We start from the raw sequence: 14,555 nt of genomic DNA on the forward strand, positions 1-14,555 counted from the left end.
GGCGCGCGCCGGGTGAGAATGACTCCATGCTCAAGTGGGAGTACGCGCTGCTGGTCCGCCGCCGCCAGGCGGCCACCACCGACATCGGGTGGGAGGTCGTCTTCATCTGGTACAGCCCGGACGGCTCGATGGTCGACGTCACGCCGTACGGCGACACCGCGCTGGCCCACCTCAACCGGGCCGGCGACCAGGGCTGGGAGCTGGTCGGGATGAGCGAGGACCCGTCCCTCGAGGGCCTCACCGAGCTGCACCGCTACCACCTCAAGCGGCCGAAGGCGGTGACCCCGCAGCCGCGGCAGCGGATCCGGGGCGCGGGGCGGGGCACCCGCCGGACCATCTCCGGCTGAGCCCGGCCGCGGCCCCCGCCGCCCGGCTCTGGCCGGCCCCGCCGTCCGGACCTGCCACGCATACCGGGCGGAGATGCGGGTAACGGCCGGCGGGAGGTGGCCATGGTCGCGCTGGCGCAGACGCCGCCCTCGGCCGACCGGCTGCGGGCGATCGACGGGTTCCTCGCCGAGGCCTGGGCCGAGCAGGCCCGGCACGACGAGCGGGTACGCGGGCTCCCGGTCGAGGTGCGGTTCGACCGGGGGGTCGCCCACCTCACCGGCGAGGTCGCCGAACCGGCCCAGCTGCGGCTGGTCCGCGACCTGGTGGGGCGGCTGGCCGGGGTGCTCGGCATCTGGTCCCGGGTCCGGGTCGCCGGTCGGGACCCGGTGGTGGTGGACCTGGGCTGCGGCGGCCAGAAGCAGTACCCGACGAACCTGGGGCTGGACATCTACCCGGCGACCGGGGTGGACGCGGTGGCCGACCTCTCCGGGTCGCTACCGCTGGCCGACGACTCGGTCGACGTCTTCTTCGCGGTGCACATCCTGGAGCACCTGATCGACTTCCTGCCGCTGGTGGACGAGTGCCACCGGGCGCTCCGGCCGGGCGGCGTGCTGCATGTGATGAGCCCCTGGTGGGGGCACGTGAACGCGGTCGCCGACCCGACCCACGTACGCCTGCTGGACGTGCAGACCTTCAAGGGCATCTGCGGCCGGCGCCCGCCGGGCAAGCCCCGGTGGTACCCGCTGCACGCCGGCTGCGACGGCGCCTCCATCTTCGCCGACCTCACCGCCCTCCCCCCCGACGCCGCACCCCCCTCCCCATCCCACCTCTCCCGCTTCTTCGACTGACCCGCCCCTACTCACTCACCCCCGGCCCCTCGACGCGTTGATCATGACGGCGGGCTCGTGGGCGGCGAGGCGGTTGCGGCGGTAGCCGTAGCCGAAGTAGATGACCGCGCCGAGCAGCATCCAGACGAGGAACCGGATCCAGGTCTCCACCGACAGGTTCAACATCAGGTAGAAGCAGGCCAGCGCGGAGACGATCGGCAGCACCGGGGAGAACGGCACCTTGAACGGCCGGTCCAGATCCGGCCGCTTGCGGCGCAGGATCGGCACCGCGATCGAGACGATCACGAACGCGCAGAGCGCGCCGATGCTGACCAGGTCGGCCAGGGCCGACAGCGGCAGGAAGCCGGCGAGCAGCGCCACCACCACGATCATGACCGCGGAGATCCGGTACGGGGTGCCCCAGCGCGGGTGCACCTTGGCGATCGAGGGCGGGATCAGCCCGTCCCGGGCGATGGCGAAGCCGATCCGGCCCATGGCCACCAGGTCGACCAGGATCACGCTGGTCAGGCCGGCGATGGCGGCGATGGAGACCAGCACCCCGGCCCAGCCCGCGCCGGCCGCCTTGAACGCCGACGCGATCGGGGCGCCCCGGTCGATCTCGGTGTACGGCACCATGCCGACCACGACCAGCGAGACGCCGATGTACAGCACGGTGGAGATCAGCAGCGTGCCGAGCAGGCCGAGGGTGAGGTCCCGGCGGGGCCGCCGGGTCTCCTCGCCGAGGTTGGCCACCGCCTCGAAGCCGGTGTACGCGAAGAAGACCACCGCGGCGGCGCTGAGCACGCCGACGAAGCCGAACACCGAGGGCTCCAGCCCGAAGAGGGCCTGGGTGACCGGCTGCTTGATGCCGTCGTCGCCGGCGCCGGCGGGCTCCGCGGGCGGGATGAACGGGGTGAGGTTGGCGGCCTTCACGAAGAACAGGCCGGCGACCACGATGAAGACGCAGATGGCGACCTTGACCAGCACCAGCAGGTTGGTCACCTTGGCGGACTCGCGGATGCCGACGATGGCCACGATGCCGAGCAGCAGCACGACGCCGATCGCGCCGACGTTGACGATGCTGCCCTCCTCGCCGAACCAGGCGGTGGGCAGCCCGAAGAGTTCGGCGAGATAGCCGGACCAGCCCCGGGCCACCACCGCCGCCCCGAGCGCGAACTCCAGCAGCAGGTCCCAGCCGATGATCCAGGCGACGATCTCGCCCATGGTCGCGTACGCGTAGGTGTAGGCACTTCCGGCCGTCGGCACGCTGGAGGCCAGCTCGGCGTAGCAGAGCGCGGCGAGCAGGGCGACCACGCCGGCGATGGCGAAGGAGATCACCACGCCCGGCCCGGCGCTGTCCCGCGCCTCGATGCCGGTGAGCGTGAAGATGCCGGTGCCGATCACGATGCCGATGCCGAAGCCGGTGAGGTCACGGGCGCCGAGGTGGCGCTTAAGTCCCAGCTTGCCGTCGCTGCCGTCGGCCTCGCCCTGGGCTATCACGTCCTTGATCGGTTTGGTCCGCAGCACGGACACCGCGTTCACCCCTCCCACCGTCCGACCACCCCCGTGGCGGCCGGTGACCGGCGATGCTACCGAGCACGGACCCTCGTCAATCACCACTTCTCGCGCCAATCGGGCCATGACCGGGCGTGTGGAGCCGGTCACGGTCGGCGGTGTGATCCGCGCCGCTCCGGACGCCGGTCACCGGTATCCGGACATCCGAGGTCAGACCCTTGCGCGAAGCCCATCCGGTGTGAAAATTTCCTACCAGCGGTAGATAGCCGCTGGCGAATCTTGCCACGCGAAGCCGCACACCCGGGAGCCCGACGAAGGGACACACCGCATGAAGGCAACTCGGCTCAGAGCCGCCGGGCTCGCCGCAGCACTGCTCGGCGCGCTCGTCGCCGCCACCCCCGCGAGCGCCGCGGAGACCGACTCGGCGACCACCCCCACCACGACCACCTGCACCCCCGACCCGGCCACCCCGAAGCGCCAGTTCCGGGCCATGTGGATCGCGTCGGTGACGAACATCGACTGGCCCAGCAAGGCCTCGCAGACCGCGCCCGACCAGGTCGCCAAGCAGAAGGCGGAGTACCTGGGCTGGCTCGACCTGGCGCAGAAGCTGAACCACAACGCCGTGGTGGTCCAGATCCGCCCGACCGCGGACGCGTTCTGGCCGTCGCCGTACGAGCCGTGGTCGGAGTACCTGACCGGGGTTCGCGGCCAGGACCCCGGCTGGGACCCGCTGGCCTTCCTCGTCGAGGAGCCGCACAAGCGCAACCTGGAGTTCCACGCCTGGTTCAACCCGTACCGGATCTCCATGCCGGCCCCGGGCGGCGCCGGCGCGGACATCTCGAAGCTCGCCCCGAACCACCCGGCCCGGCAGCACCCGGACTGGACCTTCGCGTACCCGCCCGCCGGCGTCGCCGGCAGCCGGCTCTACTACAACCCCGGCATCCCCGAGGTCCGCGAGTTCGTCCAGACCGCGATGATGGACGCGGTCGACCGGTACGACATCGACGGCGTGCACTTCGACGACTACTTCTACCCGTACCCGAGCGGCACCCACCAGGTGCCCGACGACGCCACCTTCGCGGCGTACAACCGCGGGTTCACCAACAAGGCCGACTGGCGGCGGGACAACATCAACCTGCTGATCCAGGAGATGAACGCCAAAATCAAGGCGGCCAAGTCGTGGGTGAAGTTCGGGGTCAGCCCGTTCGGCATCTGGCGCAACAAGTCCGTCGACCCGCTCGGCTCGGACACCACCGGCAGCCAGTCCTACGACATCATCTCCGCCGACACCCGCACCTGGGTGAAGCAGGAGTGGATCGACTACGTCGTCCCGCAGCTCTACTGGTACATCGGCCAGTACCCGGCGGCCGACTACGCGCGACTGGTGCCGTGGTGGGCCGAGACGGTGCGCGGGACCCGGGTGCAGCTCTACATCGGACAGGCCGACTACAAGAGCGGTGAGCCGGTCTACGGGCCGTTCTGGCAGAACCCGCGGGAGCTGTCCGACCACCTGACGCTCAACCGGTCGTACCCGGAGGTGCTCGGCAACGTGCACTTCTCGGCCGTGCAGGTGAGGGCCAACCGGCTCGGTGCCACCGACATCTACGCCGCCGAGCACTACTCGCGTCCGGCACTGGTCCCGGCCATGCCGCACCTGCCGTCCAAGCCGCTGCTCCTCCCGGTGGTCACCGGGTCGCAGCGACAGGACGACGGGGTGCGGCTGAGCTGGCGGCAGCCGGCCGATGGCAAGGGCCCCTTCGGCACCGCGACGTCGTACGCGATCTACCGGTTCAACGGGACCGATCTGGCCGACGGCTGCGACTTCGCCGACGCGTCACACCTGGTCGACACGGTCCGGGCCACGCCCGAGGAGGTGCAGTCCTGGGTGGACCCCACCGCCGAGGCGGGCCAGCGGTACACGTACTACGTGACCGCGCTCGACCGGCTGTGGAACGAGAGCCGGGTCAGCCCGCCGCACTTCGTGCGCTGACGACCGACGGATGCCCCGGACGCCCCCGCGCCCGGGGCATTCGTCTGTTTCGGCGCAGGTCATCAATAGTCGGCGTCGGATGGAGATTCACGTACGCCGATTGATCGACACTGATCGGCATCCGGTGACCCGCCGGTAACCGCCCGTACCGCTCACCCCCGCGGAGGTAACCGTGCCCAGACGCCTCGCCACCCTACTCACCGCCGGCACGTTCGCGCTGCTCATGGCGCTCGGTGTCGCCTCGCCCGCGTCCGCCGCGGTGAGCACCGCGCAGAAGCTCAGCGTGCTCTCCAGCTGGACGCAGACCAGTGCCACCAGCTACAACGCCTGGAACGCCGGCCGCCTGAACAAGGCCGCCTGGTCGGAGTACGCCTTCGACTGGTCGACCGACTACTGCTCGTCGAGCCCGGACAACCCGCTCGGGTTCAGCTTCAGCCTCTCCTGCTACCGGCACGACTTCGGCTACCGCAACTACAAGGCGATGGGCCAGTTCTCCGCCAACAAGTCCCGGCTGGACAGCGCCTTCTACGCCGACCTGAAGCGGGTCTGCGCCACCTACAACATCGTCGTCCGGCCGGCCTGCTACAGCCTGGCCTGGACCTACTACGAGGCGGTCAGCATCTTCGGCTCCGTGGCCGCCGTCCAGCAGTCCGACATCGACCGGGCCGCCCGGATGAAGGCCGACGCCGAGCGCCGCGCCGCCCTCCGCGGCTGACCCGCACGCCCCGCCGACCGGGAGGTTCGCGTCGCCGGATCCTGACGCGAGCCTCCCGCCGTCGCCGTCGCCGTCGCAGTCCTGCCGCGCAGGTCGGTGCCGGTGGTCGACGCGGGCGCGCCGGCGTCAGGCGCGTTCGCGGTGGTCGACCTCGCGGGAGGCCGGGCCGGACTGGCGCAGTGCGGCGGCGCCGAAGCGCACCGAGTCGGCCGCGAGGTCGGGGTGCTCCGCCGCCAGGGCCAGCGTCGCCGCCTCCTCCAGCCCCAGCTCGCCGCCCTCGCCGTACGCGGCGTCGAAGGCCGCGTCGCCGAGCGTCCGGCGCAGCTCCGCCTGCTGCTCCAGCCAGTAGCTGCCGTAGATGCCGGGGGTCGCACGCAGCTGCGCCCGGGTCGCCTGGGCCGCGCCGAAGAGCCGCGCGGCGGTCAGCGGGTCATCGCCGGCCGCGCAGCGGACCGCCACCGCGTTCACCGTGTCACAGGCCCGCCCGTGGTAGCCGTGGCTCATCCGGGACCGCAGCGCCACCAGCAGGTGCTCGTGCGCGGCGACCAGGTCGCCCCGGGCCAGCGCCACCATGCCGAGCAGCATGTCCACCGAACGGTGACCGCGCTCCACCGGCCGGGCCGCCTCCACCGGGCGGGCCGCGCCGAGCAGCTCCGCCGCCTCGGCCAGCGCGCCCCGGCGCCAGAGCAGCTCGGCCAGGTTGTAGATGGCGAAGAGCGCGTCGCCGGTCACGTCCTGCTCCTGCGCCCAGTCGATGACCTCCCGGCAGACCCGCTCCGCCTCGGCGAACTGTCCCATGTCGATCAGCGGGGCGGCCCGGCCGGCGAGCACCCGGGCGAGCAGGCCGGCGTCGCCGGCCTGCCGTGCCGCCGCCTCCGCCCGCTGGGAGAAGCGCAGCTCCTCGGCGAACTCGCCGTCCGCGCCGGCGTGCAGCGAGTGCAGGTGGTACGCCGCCGCGAGCTCCGCCTCCGGAATCGACTCTCCGGTCTCGGCGATCCGGCCGTACAGCCGGAACAGCCAGAGCCGCCCCTCCCGGGACAACCCGCGCTCCCGCCACCACTGGTCCAGCCCGCCGGCCAGCCGCAGCCCGGCCCGGGCGCTGCCCCCGTTGGCGCACCAGCGCAACGCGGCCCGCAGCTCGCCGGCCAGCGGATCCAGCGCGTAGAGCGAGAGGGTGACCGGTCGCCCGTCCGGGCCGAGGTGGGCCCGCTCCAGCGCGTGCGCGGACCAGGCCACGTGCCGGTCCCGGGCGGTGCGCTCCTCGCCCGCCTCGATCAGCCGGCGGGCCGCGTACGCCCGGATCGGGTCGAGCATCCGGTACGTGCTGCCCGACGCGTGCGGCTCGGCCAGCACCATCGACTTGTCCACCAGCACCGACAGCGGATCGAGCGGGTCGTCGTCGAGCAGCCACTCCACCGTGGTCAGGTCGACCGGGCCGGCGAAGACCGCCATCCAGCGCAGCAACCGGGCCGCGCGCGGGCCGAGCGTCCGGTACGACCAGGTGACCGTCGCCTGCATGGTCAGGTGCCGTTCGATGGCGGAGCGCTGCACCGCCCGGTGCGCCGGCGTGGGCGGGGTGCCACCGGCCGCCGCGGCCGCCAGGTCCACGGTGTCCTGCTGGTTGCCGGTCCAACCCTTGTCGGCGGGCGGCTCCGGGTCGGCGCGCCCGGCGTCGAGGGTGCCCAGCACGTCGTCCAGGCGGGCGGCGAGCTGGCCGGCGGAGAGCACCCGCAGCCGGGCGGCGGCCAGCTCGATGGCCAGCGGCAGCCCGTCCAGCCGTTGCACCACCCGGCGCAGGTCGGCGACCTCCGCGCAGTCCGGCAGCCGGCCGCCCCGGGCCGCCGCCATCCGGTCCAGCAGCAGCGCGACCGCGTCGCTCTCCCGACCCGGCTGCGGGTCCACCGAGAGCGGTGGGATCCGCCAGACCACCTCGCCGGGCAGGCCGAGGGACTCCCGGCTGGTGGCCAGCACCCGTACCCCGCCCCCGCCGGTGAGCAGGCGGGAGGCCACCTCGGCGCAGGCCGCCGGCTGCACGTCGCAGGTGTCCAGGACGATCAGCATCCGGCGGGCGGCGGCGTACTCGACCAGGGTGTCCAGGATCGGGCGACCCGGCTCGGGACGCAGCCCGAGCACCGCGGCCACCGCGAACGCCACCAGCCCCGGGTCGGTGACCGTGGCGATGTCGACGAACCAGACCCCGTCCGGGTACGCCTCGACCATCCCGGAGGCCAGCTCCACCGCCAGCCGGGTCTTGCCCCCGCCGCCCGCGCCGAGCACGGTGACCAGCCGGTGCAGCCGGACCAGCAGGTCCAGCTCGACCCGTTCGACCTCGCGGCCGACGAAGGAGGTGACCTGGGTGGGCAGGTTGTGCGCCACCGCGTCGGCGGTACGCGGCCGCGGGAACTGCCGCTCCAGGCCGGGTGCGACGAGCTGGAAGAGCCGTTCCCGGTCGTCGAAGCCGCGCAACCGGTGCAGCCCGAGGTCGAGCAGGGACGCGCCGGCCGGCAACGGCTCGGCGTGCCGGGCGGTCGAGGCCGAGCAGAGCACCTGCCCGCCGTGGGCCGCGGCGGCCACCCGGGCGGCCCGGTGCACCTCGGGGCTGGCGTACTCGCCGTCGCGCGGCTCCGCGTAGCCGGTGTGCAGCCCCATCCGGACCCGGGGGGTGGCGTCCGGGTGCGGCCAGTCGTGGGTGGACAGTGCCCGCTGGGCGGTCAGGCAGGCGGTCAGCGCTGCCGAGGCGTCCGGGAAGGCGAGGAAGAACGAGTCACCCTCGGTCAGCAGCTCCGCGCCGTCGGTCCCGGCCAGGGTGTCGCGGAGCAGCCGACGGTGCTCCCGCAGCACCGGGCGGTATTCCGGACCGAGCAGCTGGGCCAGCCGGGTCGAACCCTCAATGTCGGTGAACACGAAGGTCACCCAGCCGCTCGGGAGGTGGATCCGTGGCGACATGCGTGGAACCTCCGCCCCTGACGTGGGGCTCATGCTGCCCTATGGTCGGGCCGTCACGCAACGTGAGAACGGCCGGGCGGCGTCCGGCCCAAGGTGCCACTGGACCCGATCCCCGGCAAGGTCGACGTCCTCCGCCGGGCCCGCCGCGACGTGGTCAGCAGCCGCAGCCACCGCCGCAGCAGCCGCCCGCGGCAGCCGCCGGGGCGCCGCCCACCGGGCCCGCGCCGCCACGGCCGGTGACCGCGACGGCGGAGAGGAGCTTGACCGTGTCGGCGTGCCCCTGCGGGCAGGACGCCGGCTCACCCGCCTCGGCCATCGGGCGGTTGACCTCGAAGGTGTCGCCGCAGGCGCGGCAGCGGAACTCGTAGCGGGGCATGCTGCCAGGGTACGGCCGGACCTGACGTCGGTAGGGACATGGGTGATACTCGACGCGTGGCGAGTGGCGAGGACAGATCGACGGTGCGGCCCCTGCGACCGGCGACACCGCCCGACGGCCCGCTGGCCAGCACCGGCGCGGCGCCGGAGCCGACGTCGGTCCCCCGGCCCCGCCGCGCGGTCCCGGACGCGCCGCCCCCGGCCGGGGACGCCGGGCAGCCGATGGCCGACTCCGGGAAGTCGGCAGCCGAAGGTGCCGGAGAGCCGGCCGCCGGCACCGAGCCCACCCCCACCGCCAACCCGACCGCGACCGACCGGACCAGCGACCCCGGAACGGCGAAGTCCGACGCCTCCGGCGAGGCAGGTCCCGCCGACGGTGACACGAAGGGCGACAGCCCCGAGGCCCTGGGGCGACGACGACGGATGCCGTTCGCGCACGCCGTGCCGCTCTCCCCTCCCCGGCAGGCGGTCCTCGGCGCGGCCCGGGCCACCCGGGCCTGGTCCCGGCGCCCCAGCGGGCGGCTGACCGTACCCGGGGTGTTCCTGATCGGGCTGGTCGCGGCGACCGCGGCGGTGGGCGCGGTGGTGGTGCCGGCGGCCGTCCGGACGCCGAGCCCGGTCGCGGTGGACGCCACCGCGAGCACCGGCATCGGCGCCCCCTCGGGCGACCCGACGGCGGCGCCCGCGGTGCCCGGAGCGCCGGTGGTGCCCGGGGCCACCGGACTGCCCGGCCTGCTGCCCGGCGGGGTGGCGCCGACCGGGCCGGCCGCCGCGCCCGCCACCGGGCGCCCCGCCGACGCCCTCGCCGGCTGGGCCCGGGCCACCGGCGCCGAGGTGGGCGTCTCGCCGGTGGCCATGCAGGCGTACGGCTACGCCGAGCTGGTGCTCGCCCAGACCAACCGAAGCTGCCAGCTGAGCTGGACCACCCTCGCCGCGATCGGGTACGTCGAGTCCCGGCACGGGCAGGCCAACGGCGCCACCCTCCACCCGGACGGTCGGGCCGAGCCGGAGATCATCGGCGACCCGCTCGACGGCCAGGGCGGCCGCTCCCGGATCACCGACACCGACCGCGGGCTCTTCGACCGGGACACCGTCTACGACCGGGCGATCGGGCCGATGCAGTTCATCCCGACCACCTGGCAGCAGATCGGCGCGGACGCCGACAACGACGGCCGGAAGGACCCGCACGACCTGGACGACGCGGCGCTCGCCGCCGGCCGGTACCTCTGCGCGGGCGGCCGGAACATGACCATCGCCGGCGACTGGTGGGGGGCCATCCTCTCCTACAACGACGTGCGCCGGTACGCCCAGGACGTCTTCGACACCGCCAACCGCTACGGTCAGGCCAGCCGCACGTGATGTGATCGTCCGCGTACTTTAACGGACCGGACACTTCCCCCGGGCAGCCATTGACGGCAAGCTAGACGGGTGATGGTGCGCGAGTGGGATCCCCGGACCGCGTCGTCCGACGAGATCGCGTCGCTGCTGGACACGCTGAACGCGGTCCTGGCGGCGGATCTCCCGCAGGACCCGCCCTGGCGGGAGAGTTCCCTGCGGGAATACCTCTGCGAAGTGATGCCGGGCGAGCGGCGGATCTCCTGGGTGGCCCAGGACGGGTCGGCCGCTGAGCCCGGCCGGATCCTCGGCCAGGTGCACGTGCTGCTGCTCGGGGACATCGGCGTGCTGGAGGTGCTGGTGCACCCCTCGGCGCGGCGCACCGGCCTGGGCCGCGACCTGGTCCTGCTGGCCGCCCGCCGGGTCTACCAGGAGGGCTTCCGGTCGATCGGCGTCGAGGTGGTCGGCGACACCCCGGCGGTCGGCTTCTACGAGTCGCTCGGCTTCACCAGGGAATACGTCGAGACCCGCAGCGTGCTCGACCTCGGCGCGGTGGACTGGCCGGCGCTGGCCGAGATGGCCACCGGCGTCGGCGCCGGCTACCACCTGGAGTTCTGCCCGGGCGGCCCGCCGGACGACGTGATCGAGGCGTACGCGCGGGCCAAGGCCGAGGTGCGCGACGTCGACGACGGCGAGCTGCGCCCCAGCTCGTACGACCCGCAGCGGCTGCGCGACAGCCTGGACACGCTGCACCGGCGGGGCATGAAGCCCTACATCGTGCTGGCCATCCACGAGCAGACCGGGGAGGTGGCCGGGCTGACCGAGGTGGTGGTGCCGGCCCAGCACCCGACCCGGGCCGACCAGTACGACACGATCGTGGCGCAGAGCCACCGGGGCTACGGCATCGACCGGGCGATCAAGGCCCGGATGCTGCTGGAACTGCGCTCGGCCGAGCCGGAGCTGGCCGAGGTGCAGACCTGGAACGCCCAGGCGAACGAGGCGATGCTCAAGGTGAACGCCGAGCTGGGCTACCGCCCCGACCGGGACTGGTGCGAATACAGCGTGGACGTGGCCGAGCTGGTGCACCGGGTCGACTCTTCCCGCTGACCGGTCGTTCACCACACGGCCCCCACGGGGGATGGACGGCGGACTGCATCGACGCTTAACGTGCGTTAGTTCACGTCCACCCATCGTGGAGGCCTCATGCGCCCGCGCCGCAGATACGCCGCGCTCGCAACCGCCGTCGCCGTCACCATTCCGGTCATCGGCGTCGCACCCGGTGCGGCCATCGCCGCGCCCACCGACCTGTTCATCTCCGAGTACGTCGAGGGGTCGTCGAACAACAAGGCGATCGAGCTGTTCAACGGCACCGGAGCCCCCGTCGACCTGGCGGCCGGCGGCTACCAGCTCCTCCTGTCCTTCAACGGCGGCAGCTCGACGAACACCGTCGCGCTGACCGGCACGGTCGCCGCCGGCGACACCTTCGTGCTGGCCGCCGCCTCGGCCGCGTCGGCGATCCTCGCCCAGGCCGACCAGACCACCGGCGTCAGCCTCTTCAACGGCGACGACGCGATCGTGCTCCGCAAGGGCACCACGGTGCTCGACTCGATCGGGCAGGTCGGCGTCGACCCGGGCACCGAGTGGGGCGTCGGGGTCACCAGCACCGCCGACAACACCCTGCGCCGGCTGCCCTCGGTGACCTCCGGGGACACCGACCCGTCCGACGCGTTCGACCCGGCCGCCCAGTGGGCCGGCTTCCCGACCGACACCTTCGACGGGCTCGGCGCGCACGCCGTCGACGACGGCGGCCCGGTCGACCTGCCCGCCACGGTGGACTGCGGCACGCCGCTGACCACCGCCGCCGGCACCCCGGCCAGCCGTGAGGTGACCGCCACCGACGCCGACGACACCGTCGTGGAACTGGCCGTCACCGCGGTCACCCCCGCGCCGACCGCCGGCTCGATCAGCCGTACGGCGTTCACCCCGGCCGACGCGGCCGGCGGCACCGCCCGGGCCACCGTGACCGCCAGCGCCGACCTGGCCGCCGGCGCGTACACGGTGAAGCTGACCGCCACCGACGCCGAGGGCGGCACCGCCACCTGCACGCTGGCCGTGCAGGTGACCCGGGAGCTGACCGTGGGCGAGGTGCAGGGCCCGACCACGGACGCCGAGTCCGGCCCGGTCGACCGTTCGCCGCTGGCGCCCGCCACCGGCAACGGCACCAGCAGCACCCTGTACGACGTCCGCGGCGTGATCACCCAGCTGTCGCTCTCGCTCACCTCGGCCGGCGCCGAGCAGCGCGGCTTCTGGCTGCAGAGCCGCACGGGCGCCACCGACGGCGATCCGATCAGCTCGGACGGCATCTTCGTGTTCACCGGCTCGTTCACCTCGCTGATCGGCGGCTACGTGCCGACCGTCGGCGACGAGGTGGTGCTCCGGGCCCGGGTCTCCGAGTTCTTCAACGCCACCCAGCTCTCCAGCGCCTCGCTGGTCCGTAAGGTCGCCTCCGGTCTGGACGTCAACAGCGAGGTCGAGGTCGCCGTCGCGGCGCCGCCGGCCGACCTGCTGGACGCGCAGCGCTGGTGGGAGCGGCACGAGGGCGCCCGGCTGCAGGTGCGCGCCGGCAGCGGCGCGGTCAGCGGGCGGGATGTCTTCGCCTCCACTGCCGACGCCGAGACCTGGGTCATCGACCGGGACGATCCGCTGCTGGACCGCGCCGACCCGTACGCCCGCCGGGTGTTCCGGGACACGCACCCGCTGGACAACGACCCGAGCCGGCTCTTCGACGACGGCAACGGCCAGCGCGTCCTGCTGGGCAGCACCGGCATCAAGGGCAGCACCGGTGACAGCGCGGCCATGCTGCCGCCGGCGCACACCTTCGACACGCTGGGCGCGGACGCGTACGGCGCGGTCGGGTACACCTTCTCCAAGTACGGCGTGCAGGTCGAGGCGGCCGAGTTCACCGCCGGGGCCGACCCGTCGAAGAACAACCCGCCGCGGCCGGCCGACCGGTCGCGGGAGGTCGCGGTCGCGACCTACAACGTGGAGAACCTGTACGACTACCGGGACGACCCCTTCGACGGCTGCGACTTCACCGGCAACGCCGGTTGCCCCGGGGTCCGGCCGCCGTTCGACTACGTGCCGGCCAGTGAGGCGGACTACCGGGAGCACCTGACCTCCCTTGCCGACCAGATCGCGACGGACCTGCACGGGCCGGACCTGATCCTGGTGCAGGAGGCCGAGGACCAGGACATCTGCTCGGTCAGCGGCGCCGAGCTGGTCTGCGGCGACACGAACGACGCCGACGGCGCCCCGGACACTCTCCAGGACCTGGCGCTAGCCGTGGCGGCCGCCGGCGGCCCGGCGTACGCGGCCGCGTACGACCGTACCGGCGCGGACGCGCGCGGCATCACCGCGGCGTTCCTCTACCGCACGGACCGGCTGTCGCTGGCCGGGGCGACCGCCGCCGACCCGCTGCTCGGCTCCTCCCCCACCGTGGAGTACCGGTCGGCGGGGCTGGCATCCAACGCGGACGTGCAGAACCCGAAGGCGCTCAACGCGGTGCTGCCGGCCGACACGGACACCTCCACCGGCAAGGACGGCGACAACGTCTTCACCCGGGCGCCCCAGCTGGGCAAGTTCGTGGTGAAGGCCGCGCCGGGCGCGACCGAGCAGTTCACCCTGTACGCGCTGAGCAACCACTACTCGTCCGGGCCGGACAGCCGGGTCGGGCAGCGCACCGAGCAGGCCGCGTACGGGGCGGCGATCGTCACCGCGATCGAGAAGTCGGACCCGGACGCCCGGGTGATCTACGGCGGGGACCTGAACGTCTTCCCCCGCCCGGACGACCCGATCGCCACCGGGGCCGACCCGACCCCGTCGGACCAGCTCGCCCCGCTCTACGAGGCTGGGCTGCGCAACCTGTGGGACGACCTGGTCGCCGACGTGCCGGCGTCCGCCTACTCGTACAGCTTCCAGGGGCAGGCGCAGACGCTGGACAACCTCTTCGTCAACGACGCGCTCCACGACGACCTGGTGCAGGTGCGGGCGGCGCACATCAACGCCGACTGGCCGGCCGAGTTCACCGGGGACGGGTCGCGCGGTTCCAGCGACCACGACCCGCAGGTCGCGCGCTTCCGCGCCCAGCCGTCCCTGCGGATCGGCGACGCGTCGGTGGTCGAGGGGGACAAGGGTGACACCACCCTGACGTTCACCGCGACGGTGTCCCGCCCGCTCTCCCAGCCGAGGACGATCTGCGCCGCCACGGCGGGCCTGACCGCGCAGGCCGGGTCGGACTTCGACTCGTACCTGGGTTGCCGGGTGCTGCCCGCCGGGCAGACCTCGCTGGCGTTCCCGGTGACCGTCCACGGTGACCGGAAGGTCGAGGCGGACGAGAAGATCACCATCGCGGTCGCCGGGGTGGGCCTGCGGATGGTCGACCCGCTGGCCACCGGCACCATCACGAACGACGACTGACCGTCCTGGTGTACGCGACGGCCCGTCGGTCAGGCATCCGCCTGGCCGG

10 protein-coding genes are annotated in these 14,555 nt (G+C 73.4%); 7 read left to right on the forward strand and 3 right to left on the reverse strand.

Annotated elements, in window-relative coordinates; genetic code table 11:
- Nucleotides 1-26 precede the first annotated feature (26 nt).
- Both ACLQ2U_RS14775 and ACLQ2U_RS14780 read left to right on the forward strand, forming a co-directional pair.
- Nucleotides 27-347: a hypothetical protein gene (locus ACLQ2U_RS14775; protein ID WP_425751200.1), complete on the forward strand. Its 321-nt coding sequence runs from the start codon at nucleotides 27-29 to the stop codon at nucleotides 345-347.
- A gap of 102 nt (nucleotides 348-449) precedes the next feature.
- Nucleotides 450-1,175: a methyltransferase domain-containing protein gene (locus tag ACLQ2U_RS14780; RefSeq protein WP_425751201.1), complete on the forward strand. Its 726-nt coding sequence runs from the start codon at nucleotides 450-452 to the stop codon at nucleotides 1,173-1,175.
- A gap of 15 nt (nucleotides 1,176-1,190) precedes the next feature.
- Here ACLQ2U_RS14780 and ACLQ2U_RS14785 read toward each other — a convergent pair whose 3' ends face one another.
- The gene (locus tag ACLQ2U_RS14785; RefSeq protein ID WP_425751202.1) at nucleotides 1,191-2,696 is read right to left on the reverse strand and encodes an amino acid permease; all 1,506 of its coding nucleotides are present in this window, start codon (nucleotides 2,694-2,696) and stop codon (nucleotides 1,191-1,193) included.
- A 301-nt stretch (nucleotides 2,697-2,997) separates the two neighbouring features.
- Here ACLQ2U_RS14785 and ACLQ2U_RS14790 point away from each other — a divergent pair, with 301 nt between their 5' ends.
- The gene (locus ACLQ2U_RS14790; protein WP_425751203.1) at nucleotides 2,998-4,659 is read left to right on the forward strand and encodes a family 10 glycosylhydrolase; all 1,662 of its coding nucleotides are present in this window, start codon (nucleotides 2,998-3,000) and stop codon (nucleotides 4,657-4,659) included.
- Nucleotides 4,660-4,831: 172 nt separating this feature from the next.
- Nucleotides 4,832-5,374: a phospholipase gene (locus ACLQ2U_RS14795; protein ID WP_425751204.1), complete on the forward strand. Its 543-nt coding sequence runs from the start codon at nucleotides 4,832-4,834 to the stop codon at nucleotides 5,372-5,374.
- Between the two features lie 126 nt (nucleotides 5,375-5,500).
- Here the strand turns inward: ACLQ2U_RS14795 and ACLQ2U_RS14800 are convergent, their stop codons facing one another.
- Nucleotides 5,501-8,320, reverse strand: coding sequence for an ATP-binding protein (locus ACLQ2U_RS14800; RefSeq protein ID WP_425751205.1), 2,820 nt, complete (start codon nucleotides 8,318-8,320; stop codon nucleotides 5,501-5,503).
- A gap of 154 nt (nucleotides 8,321-8,474) precedes the next feature.
- Entirely contained in the window at nucleotides 8,475-8,696 is a 222-nt protein-coding gene (locus ACLQ2U_RS14805; protein WP_425751206.1) for an FmdB family zinc ribbon protein, read from the reverse strand.
- A 56-nt stretch (nucleotides 8,697-8,752) separates the two neighbouring features.
- Between ACLQ2U_RS14805 and ACLQ2U_RS14810 the strand changes: the two genes are divergently transcribed.
- The 3 genes from ACLQ2U_RS14810 to ACLQ2U_RS14820 all read left to right on the forward strand — a co-directional run bounded on the left by ACLQ2U_RS14810 (nucleotide 8,753) and on the right by ACLQ2U_RS14820 (nucleotide 14,506).
- Nucleotides 8,753-10,054, forward strand: coding sequence for a lytic murein transglycosylase (locus ACLQ2U_RS14810; protein WP_425751207.1), 1,302 nt, complete (start codon nucleotides 8,753-8,755; stop codon nucleotides 10,052-10,054).
- A gap of 72 nt (nucleotides 10,055-10,126) precedes the next feature.
- Nucleotides 10,127-11,137, forward strand: a complete 1,011-nt coding sequence (locus tag ACLQ2U_RS14815; RefSeq protein ID WP_425751382.1) for a GNAT family N-acetyltransferase — start codon at nucleotides 10,127-10,129, stop codon at nucleotides 11,135-11,137.
- A gap of 96 nt (nucleotides 11,138-11,233) precedes the next feature.
- Nucleotides 11,234-14,506, forward strand: a complete 3,273-nt coding sequence (locus ACLQ2U_RS14820) for a lamin tail domain-containing protein (RefSeq protein WP_425751208.1) — start codon at nucleotides 11,234-11,236, stop codon at nucleotides 14,504-14,506.
- Nucleotides 14,507-14,555: the final 49 nt, after the last annotated feature.

It is taken from the genome of Micromonospora sp. DT47 (assembly GCF_049844475.1).
Taxonomy (GTDB): domain Bacteria; phylum Actinomycetota; class Actinomycetes; order Mycobacteriales; family Micromonosporaceae; genus Micromonospora.